General features: G+C 43.7%; 18 protein-coding genes and 1 pseudogene. 13 read left to right on the top strand and 6 right to left on the bottom strand.

All coding sequences use genetic code 11. The features are described 5' to 3' along the window. Position 1 precedes the first annotated feature (1 nt). The 6 genes from G5S32_RS20245 to G5S32_RS20220 all read right to left on the bottom strand — a co-directional run bounded on the left by G5S32_RS20245 (position 2) and on the right by G5S32_RS20220 (position 5,942). Positions 2-1,297, bottom strand: a complete 1,296-nt coding sequence (locus G5S32_RS20245; RefSeq protein WP_165313941.1) for a TRAP transporter large permease — start codon at positions 1,295-1,297, stop codon at positions 2-4. Beyond that, positions 1,297-1,890 carry a TRAP transporter small permease gene (locus G5S32_RS20240; protein WP_165313940.1) on the bottom strand — a complete coding sequence of 198 codons (594 nt, stop codon included), beginning with the start codon at positions 1,888-1,890 and terminating at the stop codon, positions 1,297-1,299. The genes G5S32_RS20245 and G5S32_RS20240 overlap by 1 nt, the downstream gene beginning before the upstream one ends. Positions 1,891-1,914: 24 nt before the next feature. Beyond that, positions 1,915-2,949, bottom strand: a complete 1,035-nt coding sequence (locus tag G5S32_RS20235; RefSeq protein ID WP_165313939.1) for a TRAP transporter substrate-binding protein — start codon at positions 2,947-2,949, stop codon at positions 1,915-1,917. 138 nt (positions 2,950-3,087) lie between these two features. Further along, a complete protein-coding gene (locus G5S32_RS20230) occupies positions 3,088-4,038 on the bottom strand; it encodes a Gfo/Idh/MocA family oxidoreductase (protein ID WP_165313938.1) in 951 nt (316 codons plus the stop codon). Positions 4,039-4,080: 42 nt separating this feature from the next. Beyond that, complete coding sequence (locus tag G5S32_RS20225; protein ID WP_165313937.1) at positions 4,081-4,575, bottom strand: hypothetical protein; 495 nt, start codon at positions 4,573-4,575, stop codon at positions 4,081-4,083. Positions 4,576-4,712: 137 nt separating this feature from the next. After that, on the bottom strand, positions 4,713-5,942 hold the full coding sequence (locus G5S32_RS20220; RefSeq protein WP_165313936.1) for a LysR family transcriptional regulator: 1,230 nt from the start codon (positions 5,940-5,942) through the stop codon (positions 4,713-4,715). Positions 5,943-6,096: 154 nt separating this feature from the next. On the opposite strand from G5S32_RS20220, the gene G5S32_RS20215 reads away from it, so the two are divergent. The 13 genes and pseudogenes from G5S32_RS20215 to G5S32_RS20155 all read left to right on the top strand — a co-directional run bounded on the left by G5S32_RS20215 (position 6,097) and on the right by G5S32_RS20155 (position 18,881). After that, positions 6,097-7,122, top strand: coding sequence for an amidohydrolase family protein (locus tag G5S32_RS20215; RefSeq protein ID WP_165313935.1), 1,026 nt, complete (start codon positions 6,097-6,099; stop codon positions 7,120-7,122). Between the two features lie 16 nt (positions 7,123-7,138). Further along, positions 7,139-7,813 (top strand): 4-carboxy-4-hydroxy-2-oxoadipate aldolase/oxaloacetate decarboxylase, encoded by a 675-nt coding sequence (locus G5S32_RS20210; protein WP_165313934.1) that lies wholly within the window; start codon positions 7,139-7,141, stop codon positions 7,811-7,813. After that, entirely contained in the window at positions 7,806-8,891 is a 1,086-nt protein-coding gene (locus tag G5S32_RS20205; protein ID WP_165313933.1) for a 4-oxalomesaconate tautomerase, read from the top strand. The genes G5S32_RS20210 and G5S32_RS20205 overlap by 8 nt, the downstream gene beginning before the upstream one ends. A 79-nt stretch (positions 8,892-8,970) precedes the next feature. After that, positions 8,971-9,840 (top strand): amidohydrolase family protein, encoded by an 870-nt coding sequence (locus G5S32_RS20200; protein ID WP_165313932.1) that lies wholly within the window; start codon positions 8,971-8,973, stop codon positions 9,838-9,840. Between the two features lie 9 nt (positions 9,841-9,849). Continuing rightward, complete coding sequence (locus G5S32_RS20195; protein WP_165313931.1) at positions 9,850-10,203, top strand: protocatechuate 4,5-dioxygenase subunit alpha; 354 nt, start codon at positions 9,850-9,852, stop codon at positions 10,201-10,203. Positions 10,204-10,207: 4 nt separating this feature from the next. Then, positions 10,208-11,041 carry a class III extradiol dioxygenase family protein gene (locus G5S32_RS20190; RefSeq protein WP_165313930.1) on the top strand — a complete coding sequence of 278 codons (834 nt, stop codon included), beginning with the start codon at positions 10,208-10,210 and terminating at the stop codon, positions 11,039-11,041. Between the two features lie 110 nt (positions 11,042-11,151). After that, positions 11,152-11,823 carry a response regulator transcription factor gene (locus G5S32_RS20185; RefSeq protein WP_165313929.1) on the top strand — a complete coding sequence of 224 codons (672 nt, stop codon included), beginning with the start codon at positions 11,152-11,154 and terminating at the stop codon, positions 11,821-11,823. Beyond that, positions 11,820-13,217, top strand: coding sequence for a sensor histidine kinase (locus G5S32_RS20180; protein ID WP_165313928.1), 1,398 nt, complete (start codon positions 11,820-11,822; stop codon positions 13,215-13,217). The genes G5S32_RS20185 and G5S32_RS20180 overlap by 4 nt, the downstream gene beginning before the upstream one ends. After that, positions 13,207-14,268, top strand: coding sequence for an ABC transporter substrate-binding protein (locus G5S32_RS20175; RefSeq protein WP_165313927.1), 1,062 nt, complete (start codon positions 13,207-13,209; stop codon positions 14,266-14,268). The genes G5S32_RS20180 and G5S32_RS20175 overlap by 11 nt, the downstream gene beginning before the upstream one ends. 105 nt (positions 14,269-14,373) lie before the next feature. Beyond that, positions 14,374-15,450: a Bug family tripartite tricarboxylate transporter substrate binding protein gene (locus tag G5S32_RS20170; protein ID WP_165313926.1), complete on the top strand. Its 1,077-nt coding sequence runs from the start codon at positions 14,374-14,376 to the stop codon at positions 15,448-15,450. A 71-nt stretch (positions 15,451-15,521) separates the two neighbouring features. Further along, positions 15,522-17,489, top strand: a complete 1,968-nt coding sequence (locus tag G5S32_RS20165; protein ID WP_165313925.1) for a tripartite tricarboxylate transporter permease — start codon at positions 15,522-15,524, stop codon at positions 17,487-17,489. A 13-nt stretch (positions 17,490-17,502) separates the two neighbouring features. Continuing rightward, positions 17,503-18,258 (top strand): sulfite exporter TauE/SafE family protein, encoded by a 756-nt coding sequence (locus G5S32_RS20160; RefSeq protein WP_165313924.1) that lies wholly within the window; start codon positions 17,503-17,505, stop codon positions 18,256-18,258. Between the two features lie 84 nt (positions 18,259-18,342). Continuing rightward, positions 18,343-18,881 (top strand): annotated as a pseudogene (locus G5S32_RS20155) (hydrolase). Positions 18,882-18,887: the final 6 nt, after the last annotated feature.

The following is an 18,887-nucleotide window of genomic DNA, read 5'->3' as shown; positions in this document are numbered from 1 at the left end:
TTTATAGATGCGGGATTAGTGCTAAAGCCAGTGAAGGGAAGCCGATCAACAAGCCAAGGCGAACTATGTCTGAGATAACAAACGGAATAACGCCTTTGAAGATGTCACCGATGTTGAGCTCTTTGTCTAAGGATTTAATAACGAAGACGTTCATGCCAACGGGCGGTGTAATCAGACCTACTTCAACCGTAATAACGGCGACGATACCAAACCAAATTGGGTCGAAACCTGCCGCTTGAATCAGCGGGAATACCACTGGCACAGTCAATAACAGCATTGCAATACTGTCCATAACACAACCCAATAGGATGAACAGCATGAGTACAGCAAACAGCACCATATAAGGAGACAGATTCATGCTGTTTACGTAGTCGACTAGCGAGTAAGAGATACGCGAAACAGATAGGAAGAAACCAAAGATTTCCGCGCCGATGATCATAAAGAAGATCATTGCTGAGATAGATAAGGTTTCATTGACCGCATCTTTAAACATTTCCCAAGTCATGCCACGAACAAAGGCGATAACCATGGTTAGTGCCGCGCCAATTGCCGCAGCTTCTGTTGGGGTAAAGAAACCAGCGTAAATACCTGTGATGATTGATGCGAAAATTAAGCTAAATGGCAGCAGACCTTTCAAACCAACGATCTTTTGCATTAGTGTGGTTTTCTCTCCCGGTGTTGCTAACTGAGGGAACAACCATACGGTTACAGCAACCGCCACACAGTAAAGTGCCAAACCTAGCAACCCCGGAATTACGCCAGCGATAAACATGTCGCCAACGGATTGTTCAGTAATCAATGCGTAAAGTAGCAATGCGATAGAAGGTGGGATCATAATGCCTAACGTACCACCGGCAGCGAGTGTGCCAGCAGCTAACGCTGGGGAATAACCGTTCTTTTTCATTTCAGGCAATGCTACGCGAGACATACTTGCTGCTGTTGCCAATGAAGAGCCAGAAATCGCAGAGAAAATGCCGCACGAAGTGACAGCCGCTAAAGCCATACCACCGCGCCATGAGCCAAACATGGTTTTCGCGCCATTAAATAGCTCTTGAGACATACGCGCTTTCGATGCAAAAACGCCCATAAGAATAAACATTGGAATTGGGCTGAAGCTGTAGTTGGATAGCGCATCAAAAGGTGCGCTGTCTAAAATCGCAACCGCAGGTTGGAAAGCGACGATGGAAGTAAAGCCAACGAAGCCAGTCACTGCCATTGAAAGAGCAATTGGAGCTCTAAATGCAATCAAAATCAGCATGATTGCAATACAGATGAAGCCGATCATTGATGCGTCCATTACAACACCTCTTTATGTTGATGATGGGATTTTTCCTGAGAAGAAGCTTTTTCTTGAGAAGAAGCTTTCTGTGATTTGCCTTCTTCAGTGTTGTGGTGATGATTTTGGATAAGATCCCAAGTAATGATCAAACAACGAAGTGTTAGAACAGTAGTAGCAACAACGACTACACGATAAATCCATGGCATAGGAATCATCAGATCTTGAGTTGTTTCTCCGCTTAAAACTGCGCCTTCAATGGCGAGGTAAAAGCGGTAAGTCATACCAGCTCCTAACAGAGCAAAGCCAAGTAGATAAAAAGACTCTAAGTAGACTTTGGTTCTCTCAGACATTTGCTCTGTAAAGAGGTCAACGATAACCTGAGAGTCACCAACAGACTGGGGTAGAGTGAAGAGTACGGTAAACAACAAGCCATACTTAATCAGTTCTACACCACCTATAAATGTGAGGGCTATGCTGCCATCACTCAAACCATATAGTGTACGTGTCACTACATCTACTAAAGTGACTAACATCATTCCAATCAGCAGTACTCCGCTGCACGTGTGCATGGCGTATGCAATTCGATTGATGAAGTTTTTGAGTACAGTCATGAGGTAACTCCCAACATCGTACGTTTAAGCAGGGTTTGCACAGCTAGAGCTAGATAGCTCTAGAGCACGGTCGTAAACTTTTTGTGCAGGCAACCCTTTAGCTTCTAGATCGCGGATGTACTCTTGAGTCACTGAATCCAACATTGGTTTCCAGTCTGCTTTCATTTGCGCGTCACTGATTGTTACGATGTTGTCGCCCATTTTCTCAGCTTCCATACGACCTTTTTCATCAAGACGGTCGAAAGATTGCCCAGATTTGATTGACCATTCCATGCCAGAGTTTTTGTCGATAACCGCTTTAAGCTCTGAATCCAGACGGTTGTACACGTCTTTGTTCATCGTCACGATGAAAGATAGAGAGTAAAGACCACCGATGTCGGTGTGGTTGTCAGCAAGTTCGTTGAGTTTGAATACTGTTGCGCCTTCCCATGGAAGTGCTACACCATCGATCACGCCACGTTGCATTGATTGGTACGATTCAGGAGCAGGCATACCTACAGGTAGTGCTTTTGATTTCTCAAGTAAGCTTGCGACTACAGAAGTTGGACGGCGAATACGTAGGTTTGCTAGATCTTCAGGCTTTTCAACTTTTTTGCCTTTCGTGTGCAGCATGCCTGGGCCGTGAGTGAACAGGAATAGCGGCTTGGTATCTTTGTATTCAGAAGCGATCAAACCTTCGTTATAAAGAGTTTGAATTACACAAGAACCTTGCGCAGCATTTTTCACCACACCTGGGAGTTCAACCACTTGAGTAAGCGGGAAACGGTTAGCTGTGTAGCCTTGTACTGTCGCCGTTACGTCAATGATTTGATGGCTTACTGCATCGTATTGCGCTGGTGGCTTAGCAAGCATAGCGCTGGCGTAAATTTCCACGTTGATACGGCCTTTAGAATCTTCTTTTACTTGGTTCGCCCAGTTTTCGAAGATGTCTTTTTGCGCAGCAGAAACCGCTGGCCAGAAGTGACCAAAACGAAGTGTTACGTCAGCAGCTGAAGCAGTACCAGCTGACAACATCGCACCCAGTGCGCAAGCGTAGGTTAGGGTAGTTATCTTATTCATGTTCGTATCCATACTTTGTTATTGGTGTATTTTTACAACCTAGACAGGCGTTAAACCGGTTTTCGGTTGGCTGACTCTTTGTTTCTGTTTTGGTTTAATCTCTTATTGGATATCCATTAAGAGCAAATTTTTTATTTATCAGTCGTTTTGTAATAGTTGTTCTAGTTTATGTAGTGTTTCCATAGCGCCTAAGCACTGTGCGACTGAAGAATTTGGTTCGCGTCCCTCTTTAATTGCCGAGATGAACTCACGGTCAATAAGCTCAATACCGTTGTTTGATACAGCCACACCTGACAGATCAATTTGTTTGTCGTAACCGTCGTAAAGATCGTCGTAACGAGCGATATAGGTGCCTTCTTCACAGATGTAACGGAAGAAAGTGCCAAATGGACCATCGTTATTAAATGAAAGAGAAAGAGTACAAATCGCACCCGATGGCACTTTCATACCAATACACATGTCCATCGCGATACCCAGTTCAGGGTGAACAGGGCCTTGCATCGCTTGTAAACGATTCGATTCTTCACCGGTTTGGTATTGGAACAGGTCTACCGTGTGGCAAGCGTGGTGCCATAGCAGATGATCAGTCCAAGTTCTCGGCTCGCCTTTTGCGTTGGTATTGGTTCTGCGGAAAAAGTAGGTTTGTACATCCATTTGTTGGATGTGCAGTTCACCGGCTTTGATTTTGTTATGAATCCATTGATGGCTTGGGTTGAAACGGCGTGTATGGCCGGCCATTGCTACAAGCCCTGTACGTTTTTGCGTTTCAACTAGGCGACGTGAATCTTCAACGTTGTCAGCCATAGGTATTTCAACCAATACATGTTTACCTGCTTCTAAACACGCTATTGCTTGGCTTGCATGCAATTGTGTCGGTGTTGCAAGAATGACAGCATCAACAGTATTAAGTTGTAGAGCTTCTGTTAGGTTATGACAGATCGCGGCATCAGGGTATTGCTCACCTAAAGCTGCCATTTTGTCGGCTTCTGTACCTACGAGAGCGCTGATTTTTACGTCATCAATCTGCTTTAGAGCATCAAGGTGTTTACTACCAAATGCGCCAGTTGCTCCGACTACACAAATATTCATAACGTTTCCTTGTATTTACTTGTTGAGTTAAACATTAAGTACTTAATTCGATTGGCTTAAAACCATATTACTCGGGAAAAATTCAAGTGACTTGAATATATCCTTGAACATAGAAATCTGATGACTATCAATAGCAAGTGCATTGTCCTCTTGGCTTAGCACTCCTTCTATATAGATGCCTTTCACGTTTTCCACACCGTTCTTAAGTTGTTTTTTTTGCTCAGATGGCGCTCTCAAATCCGCGACGATCTGCCCAGGTTTAATGTGTTGTTCTAGTTCACTGACCCAAGGGGTCAAATCGACATTACCGTCTGAGACTAAAACCAGATGCGCGCTGTTCACTGCATCCGATACCGAGAAACAACCTTGAACACCACAGACAATGAATCGCTCTAATTGTGCTTTACAGGTTTTTGACTCCAAAGCGGAAGGATCAAACGCTGTGATTACTCGGTCTGGTCTATTCAATCCAAGGTTAAGCATCGACTCTGCTGTATTGCCAAAACCGATGAAGGCTAGTCGTGAAATTTTTGGCATACATGTCCCTTATCAAGAGTAGGTTCTTATTCTGTAAATTCGCGTTAACAAAACATTAGCAATTGGATTGAAGGAGGGAAAATAGGAAATTAGTAATGGCTATTCAAAATTTGAATAGCCAATATTGAATTGGCTATCTATTTTTCTAATAAGTCAGTGAGGGATAAACCTATTTGTCTAATGGTTGAAATGAAGGCTTCCTGCGGTGTTGTGCCTTGCCAGCTCTTGCGTATGGTAATACCGATTGCCCGTTTGTTCTGCTCTGTGTCGTAGTCAATAATATCAAACAGTTGATCGCTTAATTCTCTGTGGACTTGATGTTTTGGCAACATAGTAAGTTTGTCACTCCCCATCAGAATTTCTCTAACCAACATTTGCGAACTTGCTTCAATGATCTGAATTGGCAGTGTATGGTCTTTACGCTGGAATATCTGTTCAAACATAGTTCTGCCTGGGGTATTGGTTCTTGATATTACCCAGCCATATTCACACAAATCATCGAGTGTAATTGGCGTTTTCTTCAGGCTTAGAGGATGATTTTTCCTAGCTAGGATGACGTTTGAAGTAAAGAACAATGTTTCTTGATGGACATCATAAGAAGGGACGGGAAAGCGCAACGCACCTACGATGATATCAACTTCTCCTCGACGTAAGTGGTCGAGTAAATCCTCGTAAATACCGTCTACCACACTGACGTTAAAGTCTGGATATTGCTCAGTAAACTGATTGATAGCTTGTGGAAGAATGCAAGTTCGAGCAAGAGGCAAACTGCCGACAATGATACTGCCTGAGCTAATATTATTGTTGGCATTAATATCTGCAATGCCTTGATATATCTCATTAAATGCCAGCTTTACATCACGACTCAGGTTTTGCGCTGTTTTACTTGGGCTGACGCCTAAGCTGGTTTTTTCGAACAGAACCGAACCTAAATAATCTTCTAAATCTTTGCAAGCTCGGTACAGGGATGATTGGGATATCCCTATATTGCGCCCAGCCGCTGAATAGTTTTGAGCCTCAGATACCGCAACTAAGGCTGTTAGCTGGGTGGTTGTAACTGCAAATAGGCTGGCGGTTTGCGTAGAAGCGGTCTTCTTATCAAGGTGATAACTGCGTTTGATGGCTTGGCTTAAGATGTCCAGTGCCCGTTCTACGCGAAAGCGAAATATCTCACCTTCTTTTGTTAGGCTCATACCGTCTGTCTTTCTTTCAAACAACGCAGTTTTCAATTGTTTTTCGATTTTTGCCAGCGCTTGAGTGATCGCTGGCTGAGATAAAAAGATACTCTCCGATGCTTTATTAATACTTCCATGTTTTACCACTGCAATAAAAGCAACGAGGTGTCTTAAGTTAGGTATTTTTTCCATGGCATGCGCAATTTTATATGGATTGGTTAAGGTGACTATATCAAAACTCAATAGCATTGTTTCAAAATGAAATGGCAAAAAGTTAACTGAGTGTAAATACTGTGAACCTACTCATTAAAGTTTGCATGGATCAGAAACAGGGAGCTAATAAAGTATGATCATTGACTGCCATGGACATTACACGACGACTCCGCCACAAGTAGGAGAGTATCGAGATAAGCAAAAAGCAGCATTAAAAAGCGACCCGACTCATAAAGGTGAAAAGGGCGTGATGCACATCAGTGATGATGAAATCCGCGAAAGTATCGATAGCAACCAACTGCGTCTACAACGTGAGCGTGGCACCGATCTCACTATTTTCTCTCCACGCGCGAGCTGGATGGGACACCACATTGGTAACGAATACACAAGCCGTTACTGGACTGAGCATCAGAATGAATTGATTCGCCGTGTGTGTGACTTATACCCAAATAACTTTGCTCCTGTTGCTCAGTTACCGCAATCACCGGGTGTAACACCAAGTAAGTCGATTCCAGAACTCGTTCGTTGTGTAGAAGAGATGGGTTTCATTGGTTGTAACTTGAACCCAGATACAACGGGTGGCTTTTGGAAAGATGCATCGCTTGCTGACCGCAGTTTCTATCCTTTATACGAGAAGATGGTTGAACTTGATGTTCCAGCGATGATTCACGTAAGTGCGGCTTGTAATAACTGTTTCCACACCACAAGTTCACACTACCTAGGCGCAGACACTACCGCGTTCTCACAATTGCTGATGTCTGACGTATTCAAAGATTTCCCAGAGTTAAAAATCATCATTCCTCATGGCGGCGGCGCAGTGCCTTACCACTGGGGACGTTTCCGCGGTATCGCTCAGGACATGGGCTTGCCACCGTTGGAAGAATCTGTGTTGAACAATATTTACTTTGATACCTGTGTGTACCATCAAAAAGGTATCGATTTGCTGCTTGATCTTCTACCAGTGAAAAACATTCTGTTCGCTTCTGAAATGATTGGCGCAGTGCGTGGTATCGACCCAGAAACAGGTCACTATTTTGATGACACTAAACGTTATATCGATGCAAACACCAAGTTGAGCCTTGATGAGAAAGAGCAAATCTTCTCAGGCAACGCTCGCCGTGTATTTAGTCGTTTAGATTCCATCCTCAACAAAGCATAACGAAGGGATACATCCGATGAAAAACTTAGTTGTACAAAACGTTGAACGTGTAGACGAAGAAACCATTCGCGGTTTGGCTGAATGTGGTGTTGCTACGGTTCACGAAGCTCAAGGTCGTAAAGGTCTTCTGGCTGATTACATGCGCCCGATTTATAGCGATGTATCAGTAGCTGGCTCTGCAATCACTATTTCTGGTGCTGCCGGTGACAACTGGATGATTCACGTTGCCATCGAACAGTGTAAACCGGGTGACATCCTTGTTTTCGCGCCTACTTCTCCTTCGAATCATGGCTTCTTTGGTGACTTACTAGCGACTTCTGCTCAGGCACGCGGTGTCGTAGGTTTGATCATCGATGGAGGTGTGCGTGATGTAAGAGTTCTCAAAGGTATGAACTTCCCTGTGTGGTCAAAACATATCTTTGCTCAAGGTACAATCAAAGCCACTTTGGGTTCAGTGAATGTGCCCATTGTCTGCGCAGATGAAGTTATTAATGCCGGTGATGTGATCGTTGCAGATGATGACGGCGTGTGTGTGGTTCGCAGTGAAGAGGCTGTTGAAGTGCTGAAAGCAGCGCGTGCTCGTGAAGCTTTTGAAGAGCAAAAACGCCTTCGTTTTGCCAACGGTGAACTGGGTCTTGATGTATACGACATGCGTGGCAGATTAGAAAAAGAAGGTCTGAAATATGTCTGATTATCCATTGTCTGCGCCTTGTTTGTGGATGCGAGGTGGTACATCTAAAGGTGGTTACTTCTTGGCGTCTGATTTGCCACAAGTAGAAAGCGAACGTGATGAATTCTTGCTGCAAATCATGGGTTCGCCTGATGTAAAACAGATTGATGGGATGGGGGGCGCTAATCCCCTGACTTCAAAAGTCGCAGTTGTAAAACCATCGGAACGTGAAGGTGCAGATGTGGATTACCTGTTTTTACAGGTGTTTGTCGACCAAGCAATTGTTACCGACAAGCAAAACTGCGGAAACATACTTGCAGGAGTTGCGCCTTTCGCGATTGAAAAAGGGTTAGTGTCAGCTACAGGTGATGTTACCGATGTCACTGTCTACATGGAAAATACTGGGCAATACGCCGTTTGTCGTGTACCAACTCCAGATGGCAAAGTGAATTATCGCGGTGACGCTCGTATTGATGGCGTACCAGGTACTGCGAGTCGAATCGAAATTGAATTTAAAGACACTGCCGGTTCTAGTTGTGGGGCATTACTCCCAACTGGAAACGCCGTCGATGAGATTAACGGTCTTAATGTCACTCTGATTGACAACGGTATGCCCGTGATTGTGATTGCTGCGGATGAACTTGGGTTACGTGGTAACGAATCGCCGCAACAACTTGAAGAAAACAAAGAGTTACGTTCGCAACTGGAAGCCTTGAGATTAAAAGCGGGGCCAATGATGAACCTTGGTGATGTGAGCGCTTTGTCTGTACCTAAGCTAAGTATTGTTAGTACAGCGACGCAGGGCGGAACACTGAATACTCGCACCTTTATTCCGCACCGATGCCATGACGCAATTGGTGTGCTTGGTGCAGTTAGTGTAGCTACGGCATGTTTGCTTGAAGGTTCGCCGGCAGAACGCATCGCCAATTTGCAAACTGCATCTACGTTTTCTTTAGAAAACAAAATGACTTTAAGCATCGAGCACCCGACCGGAGAGTTGAGCGTGGTGATGCAGTTAGATGAAACCAATAACGTGAAAAGCGCGGCGATACTTAGAACGGCGCGCAAATTGTTTGATGGTGTTGTGTTCGGGCATTAAGCCTGACTGTGCTTATGGGTTAGCAAGTGCAGTAGACGCTATCAACATATAAAAATTATAAAACTGAAGGATTTAGAACATGGATAAAGATTACCTACCTTTTCATCCACAGCCGAGTAAGCCAAAATTCTCGGTGCCTGCGGGTGCTGTTGACGCGCACTGCCATGTATTTGGACCAGGCGAACAATTTCCGTATTCACCTAAACGAAAATACACACCGTGTGACGCTTCAAAACACCAGTTGTTTGCACTGCGCGACCATCTAGGATTCAGCCGTAACGTGATTGTACAGGCGTCTTGTCATGGTACAGATAACGCAGCGCTGATTGATGCATTAGAATATGCAGGCGAACTTGCTCGTGGTGTGGCTGTGGTCTCTCCTGATATTACTGAGCAAGAACTACAAAAGATGCACGATGTGGGTGTTCGCGCGGTTCGTTTTAACTTCGTAAAACGCTTAGTCGACGCAACGCCAAAAGAAGTTTTCTTAGGTATTGCCGACAAAATTAAACCGTTTGGATGGCACATTGTGGTGTATTTCGAGGCGCAGGATTTCGATGACATAGCACCATTCCTTGTTGAGTTGAATACACAAATTGTTATCGATCACATGGGGCGCCCTGATGTTGCTTTAGGTGTTGATCACCCTAACTTCCAGAAGTTTGTAAAACTGCTTGCGGATAATCCACAGATTTGGACAAAAGTAAGTTGCCCAGAACGATTAACTCAAACGCCGCCGGATTACAGCGATGTGGTTCCTTTCGCCAAGTTGTTGGTCGAGAAATTCCCCAACCAAGTTCTTTGGGGAACAGACTGGCCGCATCCGAACATGAAATCACATATGCCGGATGATGGTCATCTTGTGGATGTCATTCCACAGATTGCAACGACGCCAGCACTGCAACAAGCCTTGCTTATTGATAACCCGATGAAACTTTACTGGGAGTAGGAGGCAGCTATGGCTTACGTAAAAAACGAAGTACCTGTATTCGGAACTACATTCTTCGACGGCGCTATGGCTCGCAAAGGCTATGGGCTTAACAAAATGTGTTACACCTTTAACGAAGCATCAGCTCGTGAAGAGTTTTTTAAAGATGAAATGGCGTATTGCGATCGTTTCGGATTAACAGAAGCGCAAAAGAAAGCAGTACACGATCGTGATGTACTAAAGCTAATTGAAGAAGGCGGCAACATTTACTACCTCGCGAAATTTGCAGGTTTGCTTGGCATGAACATGCAAGACATTGGTGCTCTACAAACTGGAATGAGTTTAGAAGCATTTAAACAAAAACTGGTTGATGCAGGGAGATAAGACCATGGCGCAAATACTCGGTGGTATCACCACTTCACACATACCCGCAATTGGTCGCGCAATTGATGAAGGGCTAGAGCAAACTCCTTATTGGAAACCGTTTTTTGATGCTTATCCGCCGGTTCGTCAGTGGCTAAATGAGAAGCAACCGGATGTTGCGATCATCTTTTACAACGACCACGGTTTAGAATTCTTCATCGATAAGAAGCCTACCTTCGCTATTGGTGTTGCTGAGCAGTACCACAACTCTGATGAAGGTTGGGGTATTAAACCTATTCCAACCATTCACGGTGAATCGGAAATGGCATGGCATATCTGTAATGAGTTGGTGGATAACGAATTCGATATCACTATATGCCAAGAGATGAAGGTCGACCATGGTTTAACTGTACCTATGCAACTTATGTGGCCGGGTAATCATTATGATCATATGAAGATCATTCCTGTTTGTATCAACGTAGAGCAGCATCCAATGCCATCGCCAAAGCGCTGTTACGATTTGGGTAAAGCGATCGGTGATGCGGTTCGTAGCTACGACAAAGACTTAAAAGTCGTTGTTTTAGGGACGGGCGGTTTGTCCCATCAGTTGGATGGCGAGCGTGCAGGTTTTATTAATAAAGAGTTCGACCTTTACTGCATGGACAAAATCGTAAATGAACCTGAAGCATTGACCAAATTATCGATTCGCGATCTCGTTGAACAAGCGGGTTCACAAGGGCCTGAGCTAATCATGTGGTTAGGTATGCGCGGTGTGCTAAATCCAACTTTAGAGGTTAAACACAGCAACTACCATGTTCCAATCTCCAATACTGGTGCTGGTTTGCTGCTGCTTGAGTAGCCATTAAATACGACAACAAACTGTAAAGCGGTGAATTTGGTAAGCGGCGTTAAGGCTTTTACTGGATTACCGCTTTAATTTCATCGGACGAGATAAAGAGATACTGAATTATGAGAGTGTTACTTGCTGAGGATGACCTAGTTCTCTCTAAATCCATATCCAACAAAATATCTAAGCTTGGGTTTGTAGTGGATGTTGCCCTAGATGGACATATTGCGGAGCAATTTCTCAAGTCAATGGTTTATGACCTCATCATTTTAGATCTCAACATGCCTAAAATCGATGGGAGAGATGTTTTAAAACATCTTAGAGCAAGAGGGGTCATTACGCCTGTATTAGTCCTTACTGCCCGTGTTCAATTGGAAGACAAAGTTAACGTACTGAATTTGGGCGCTGATGATTACCTCACCAAACCCTTTGATTTTGAAGAACTAGAAGCTCGATGTCGTGCTTTAGTCCGAAGAAGCCGTGGCTTAGCAAATGACAAAATTGAACATGGTGATCTGATCGTTGATAGGCAGGCTTGCGCGGTATTCATCAACGAAGAACCGGTCAGTCTTACACATACTGAGTACCGGTTACTAGATTTAATGCTGTCAAATACGGGCAGGGTATTGAGTAAAGGCGCGATATTAGATCATCTCTATACTTATGACGATGCACCAAGTCCAAGTGCGGTAGAAACCTATATTGCAAGACTGCGTAAATCACTCTCATCGAGTTCCACCTTCAGTTTAAGAACACTGCGCGGATTAGGTTACGTTGTGGAAAGCACACCATGATTGCGCAAAGCTATTCGATTCGTCAGAGGATTTGGTTAGTAACAGCATTGGTGCTCTTCATCATGAGTTGCTTAGTTTTTTGGTCTGCTGGGCTTTACGGGGAGCGCGCAGCGCGCATCTCTTATGACAGACAACTTATGGGGGCAGCGCTGCAAATGGCAGAAAATGTCAATTTGGTTGATGGAGAAATAGAGATTGATTTGCCTGTCTCAGCCTTCGAAATGTTGTCTATGGCAAAAAAAGATCGGGCATTCTATTCAATCAAAACGGTCTCGGGTGAATTGCTGACAGGCTATCCTGAGCTTCCTTTGGCTCCTTATACAGACGAAGTTAAAGAAGCTAAAATTCAATACTATGACGCTCACTATAGCGGTGAAGCGACGCGTTTTATTCAAGTCACAAAACGTTTGCTCGATAGCGATTTTGATAACTACATCATTCTGACGTTGGGGCAAACCATACTTGCAAGAGCAGAACTTGCCCATGAAATGCGTCTGTTTGTGGTGCAGTTTGTTATTGTGATTTTTGTTGTGTCTCTGTCGCTGATATTAATGGGTGTTTGGTTTGTTTTGCGTCCATTAAAGCAGATTCGAAAAGAGCTAGACTCGCGATCATCGGTAGATCTATCACCAATCAATCTTATTGTTCCAAGAGAGATTACGCCTCTAATTCGCTCTATCAACTTCTTTATGGCTCAACTTCAATTAACATTAGAGCGCTTAAAGCGTTTTAGTAGTGAAGCTGCACATCAACTTCGAACACCATTAGCTGGGCTTAGTTTAGAAGCGCAAAGCGCACTTACAGAAACCAATGAAAAAGCTAGGCAAGAACAACTAGGCAACATTGTGTCGTGTAGCAATGAACTCACAATTATGATTTCTCAACTATTAAGTCGTGCAGATTTAGTCCATCGATTCCAGAGTGATGAGAATCAACAAGTGCACTTTTCAGCATTAGTCGTTGATGTGTGCCGAGATATTGCGATTACGGCACTTAAAGATGAAGTTGAAATCGCTTATTTAAGTGAAGGATTAGAACTTAAGTTACATGGTAACGAATATGCATTGAGACAGATGGTTAGAAACATACTCGAGAACGCAATTAAATACAGTCCAAAGTATGCGGTTGTTGAGGTTGAATTGCTTTGTGTCGGAAAGCAAGCCCTGCTGCAAGTTCGTGATAGTGGTGAGGGAATCAAAGACGAAGAGAAAGAACGAGTATTGGAATATTTCTATCGTGGGAGCAATAACTTACAACCGGGAACGGGGATTGGTTTAGCCATTGCAAAAGAAATTGCAGAACACCATAACGCAAGTTTATGTCTGAAAGATAATGCGCCAACTGGACTCATCGTCGAAGTGGCTTTTCCTCGAGAAAGTGAATATGAAAGTTAGAACAATAGTACTAACGTTTTTGATTACGTTAAGCAGTGTCTCTGTCGCGGAGGATATCTACCATATTGAAAATCCAAATCCTTTAGGTTCGAAACAGACCCAACTTAAAATTTATGGCGCAGCAGATTTCGATGCCATACAACCCATATTCGAAGGATATTTGAGAGAGAATCCCAACCTTACCATCTTGTATAAAGAGTTCAGTACAAGAGAATTAGACTACTACGTCAAATCTACTGGTGATTGGCCTGATGTACTAATGAGTCCTGCTATGGATCTGCAAATCAAACTGGTTAATGATGGTTTTGCTAAGGAATATGAGTCTAGCAATATCAGTCAATTACCCGAATGGGCGGCGTGGCGAGATGAGGTTTTTGCCTTTACCTATGAACCAGTTGCTATAGCTATTAACAACAATGTATTGGGCAATTTCCCTTTGCCGACAAACCGTAAAGAGCTATTGGATTTAATTAGAGATAAAGGTGATACCTTCGATGGGAAGATCGGTTTATTGGATATGGATACGGTTGGACTTGGTTATCTGACGTGGGCATACGACAGCCAGCAATCACGAATGTACGGACGATTGTTAGAAGTGTTCGGCGCTCGCAGTGCCAAACTGTATCCAAACAGCACCAGTATGTTGCAGGCATTAGCAAATGGAGAAATTTATGTGGCGTATAATGTACTCGGCTCATATGCCTCGAAATGGGCGGAGGTGAATTCACAGCTATCGGTTATTCTGCCTTCTGACTATACGTCTGTCATATTGCGCAGTGCGCTAGTCCCTAAAAAGGCACAGAGACCAAATCAAGGTTTCGCCTTTATTGATTATTTATTGTCAGATAAAGGGCAGACTATACTCGCTAATCAATCAAGTCTGATTCCTGTAAGAATCGCGCCATCAAGTAGTAGTGCTATTAATAAATTACGTCGTTCAAAACACAGTCCTTTGATCCCCATTACTTTTGGTTTACCGCTGATTTTGTTGACGGATCAAGCAAAAAGAAGCTTGCTACTTAAAGAATGGGACAACTCATTAAAGCTTTAACGCGTCAAACATTCAATGTTAGGAAAATGTTTCTTAGTAAGGTTATTGCAAGGTTCATTGCTTAAAATGCGACCGAATATAATAAAACAAGAAACGAGGTCTACAATGAACAAACTAGTTTTTGGGCTAGCTGCTGGCATAGCTTTATCTGTCTCTACAATATCAACAACTGCAATGGCACAAGATTTCTCCGGTGAACGAGTTGAGTGGATCGTTCCGTTTAAAGAAGGAGGGGGCACAGATGTATGGGCACGCTTTTTCTTACCTAAGGTGACTGAGTCTTTGCCTGGCAATCCGACGGTGGTTATTAAGAACATTCCTGGTGGCGGCTCTATTAACGGTGCTAACCAATTCGACGCTCGTGCAAAAAGCGATGGTACAAACATCTTTGGCTCAACAGCTTCTACACTTTTCTACTATTTGCTTGGCGATAAACGTGCACGTTACGAACCTAAAGACTGGCAAGCCGTGTTTGCAACACCAACAGGCGGTGTTTTGTACATCAATCCGGAGTTAGGGATTAGGGATGCAAAAGACTTAGCAAAATTAAAAGACACGGAACTAGCATTCCCAAGCTTGGGACCAACATCGCTGGATTTAGTACCACTACTCGCAATGGACATGTTAGGACTAAAAATAAAACCAGTTTTTGGTATGGACCGTAGTGCAGGGCGCTTGGCATTTGAACGTGGCGAAGTCAATATTGACTACCAAACATCAGCTCCTTACATTCAAAAAGTTCAACCTTTAGTGGATCAAGGCACAGCGTTGCCGCTGCTAACTTGGGGTATTTTGGATGACAACGGCAACATCGTTCGTGATCCTTCTTTCCCAGACCTACCAACCTTCACTGAAGTGTATGAAATGGTTCACGGTAAGAAGCCAGAAGGCCAAGTGTACGATGTATGGAAAACTTTCTTCATTGCTGGCTTTGCTGCACAAAAGATTATGTTCCTACCGAAAGATGCTTCAGCAGATACATTAAACACCTACCGTGAAACTATGGTTAAGATTGCCAGTCAACCAGGCTTCAAAGAAGAAGCAAGTAATGCTATCGGTGATTATGACCAAATTGTGGGTAAAAGCATCGAACCAGCCGTGAAGATGATTTTCAGCCTGTCAGACGAAAACAAAGCATGGATCCAAAGTTGGTTGACGAAAAACTATAACGTCAAATTTTAATTGTTCTTGCTGTTGTATACACGGTTTCACATTGAGTGAAATCGTGTATTTCGTACGTTATAGGTGCAACCATGTTTGATGTATTTGTGTCTGCATTTTATGCAGTTGTTTCTATGGAGCATATGCTCTTTCTTTGTGTTGGTGTGGTTTTAGGTTTAGCAATAGGGATATTTCCTGGCTTGGGGGGAATTGCCGGTTTATCTCTATTGCTGCCTTTTATTTATGGAATGGATGTAACTTCAGCTTTAGCTATGCTGATTGGTTTAGTGGCAGTAATTCCTACATCAGACACATTCACTTCAGTTTTGATGGGAATCCCCGGTTCTAGTGGCTCTCAAGCTACAGTACTAGATGGCTTTCCTATGGCAAAGAAAGGGCAAGCTGCGCGCGCGCTTTCTGCCGCTTTTTCTGCATCCTTGTTTGGCGGTCTGTTTGGTGCTCTGGTTCTTACTCTATTCGTTTTAATTGCACGCCCAGTGATTCTAGCTTTCGGTTCTGCAGAGCTGTTTATGCTGACATTACTTGGCCTAAGTATGGTTGGCGGGTTAGCGGGGAACAGTTTAGTAAAAGGGATGTCTGCCTGCTGTCTAGGCTTATTATTGGGCACAATTGGTGGCGCGCCAGCTACAGGTGAATTTCGCCTGTATTTCAATATTGAATATCTAATGGACGGCATCCCGTTAGTTGTTGTTGGCTTGGGTATTTTCGCGATTCCTGAGATTGTAGAACTGCTTCGCCAGAGAAAGTCGATTGCTGAAGCTTCTAGCCTAGGCGGTGGTTGGATTGCGGGTGTCAAAGATCTCATTGCTCATAAATGGTTGGCTTTTCGCTGCGCTTGTATTGGCTGTATGGTTGGCGCGTTACCAGGATTGGGTGGCAGTGTTGTTGACTGGATTTCCTACGGTCACGCGATTCAAACTAGTAAAGATAAAAGCAATTTCGGCAAAGGTGACGTGAGAGGAGTAATTGCACCAGAATCCTCAAACAACGCGAAAGAAGGTGGTGCATTAATTCCAACGATTCTATTTGGTATTCCCGGCTCTGGTGGTATGGCAGTTTTTCTTGGCGGGATGATCTTAATTGGTTTGGAACCAGGACCATCAATGGTCAGCACCCATCTCGATGTTACTTATACCATTATCTGGTCGTTGGCTTTAGCTAATGTGCTAGGCGCAGGCGCATGTTTGTTGATGTCAAAATGGGTTGCGAGACTGACTACCATTCCGTACGCGATACTTGCACCATTTATGATATCGGTTATTTGTTTTGCCGCGTTCCAAGCAACTCGAGATTTGAGCGATCTATCTGCGTTATTCGTAGTGGGCGTACTTGGCATATTGCTTAAACGCTTTGGCTGGCCAAGACCTGCATTTTTGATTGGTTACGTTTTAGCATCAGGGATGGAAAACTATCTTTACCAAGCCGTACAGTTTGATGGCTGGTCGTTCCTTTACAAACCGGGCGTGCTGATCATTGCTGCTATCATCGTTGTATCTCTAACGTTTACCGGACTGCAACTTAAGAACAGCAAATCTTCAGTTCACGAAACGCAACCGATGGACACACCTAAGATTGCTCCTCAGTTGCTGTTTATTTGTGCGGTACTCTCAGTGGGGGGCTATGCACTTTATGACGCAACTCAAGTATCAACGTTGGCACAAATATTTCCACTTGGGATTTCTGTGGTTTTAATTTTGCTAACCGTTCTGGTTGCATTAAACCTGATTAGATACAAAACAACGTCCTCAGCCAATTACGATTCTGAAGCAAATAGCGAGACTAACCGTGAGTCTGCCTATGGTTATATCGCGTGGATTGGCGCCATGATATTGGGTTGTTACGTGGCAGGTTACGTTCTATCGACCTTCTTGTTCTTTAGTTTGTTTCTGCGCATCAAAGCTCAACTTTCTTGGTTTAAATCGATACTTACAGGCTTCATCGCCATTATGTTTATCAGTACGTTAGCGTATATTATGGTGCTCGACTTACCACAAGGCTTACTTCAAGCTGTAGTGAGTTTACCTTGGCCTCTTGGATGAGTTTTGATTTGCAATGTTAGATCTTAATGAACTGTTTAACGGTTATTCTCAAGGCATTGTGACGCTTCTTATCGTTACCGCCTTTTTTACCTCAATGTTCACTGCGAGTTTTGGAGCGGGTGGTGGTGTAATGATGCTAGGAGTGATGGCTCAAGTTGTGCCACCGCAAATCATCATACCTTTGCATGGTTTTATCCAACTTGGTTCGAACAGTGGGCGAGCTATTATGAGTTGGAAACACATCGACTGGAAACTGATCTCCATGTTTGCGCCAGGTGTGGTACTTGGCGCAATAATTGGCTTCTTTGTTCTGGTCTCGCTGCCACCGGAGGTGATGTATCTCTCCATCGCAGGGTTTATCTTGTTTCTCTGCTGGGGGCCTAAAATCCCTTCGGTAGCTTTGGGTAAAACAGGCGTTTTGGTTGCAGGTTTAGTGACTTCGTTTGTCGGACTGTTTGTTGGCGCTTCTGGCCCATTAGTTGGTGCCTTTGTGAAGCAAGTGCATATTGCACGCTTAACAACAATTGCTACTTTCGCGATAGCGATGTCGTTGCAACACGTTACAAAACTTATGGTCTTTGGTATCGCAGGTTTTGAGTTTATGCCTTGGCTACCACTACTGATTCTAATGATCGTTTCTGGATCTTTAGGAACATGGGTGGGATTAAAATTTGTAAAGCGTATGAGCGACGTATACTTCAACCGAGTGTTCAATATTGTTCTTACGTGCTTGGCGTTAAGACTGATATGGCAGGCTTTATTTGCATAATTGGCAGAGTAGCAAAGCAACAAACACAATAGAGTCTTCTTAGGCTAAGCTCTAAGAAGGCTCTACTTCACGTCAGGAGAATATGTGTTAAACAAGCAAGATACAGGACTTATTATTGTCGATGTACAGGGCAAGCTCGCCAGTTTGGTATCTGACAGTGAACAGGTGATTTCAAACTGTACAAAGTTACTCTCTGGCGCACTTGCGCTTGAATTGCCAATAGTTTGGTTAGAGCAAAATCCTAAAAAATTGGGCAGAACGGTCGAAAAGCTCAGTGACTTACTCGTTGGTCAAACGCCGATCACCAAGTTCACATTTGATGCTTGCAGTGAGCCAAGCTTCATAGAATACATTCAAGCTTCAGGTAAAAATCATGGCTGATTTGTGGTATAGAAGCTCACATCTGTGTTTATCAAACGGCTATGAGCCTGAAAGAATTGGGGCACGAAGTTCATCTGGTGGTGGATTGTATTTCCTCGCGCGAATTGGGCAACAAATCCCTCGCTATTGAAAAGATGTCTTCCGCTGGCATTAAGCGCACATCAATTGAGATGTGTCTTTATGAACTGGTTAAGGACTGGCGCGCACCAGAGTTCAAAACCATACTCGGTTTGGTAAAGTAGCTGACT

The sequence above is a fragment of the Vibrio ziniensis genome (assembly GCF_011064285.1).
Classification (GTDB): domain Bacteria; phylum Pseudomonadota; class Gammaproteobacteria; order Enterobacterales; family Vibrionaceae; genus Vibrio; species Vibrio ziniensis.
Note: the sequence above shows the minus strand (reverse complement) of the source record. Positions and strands in the feature narration are given on the sequence as shown.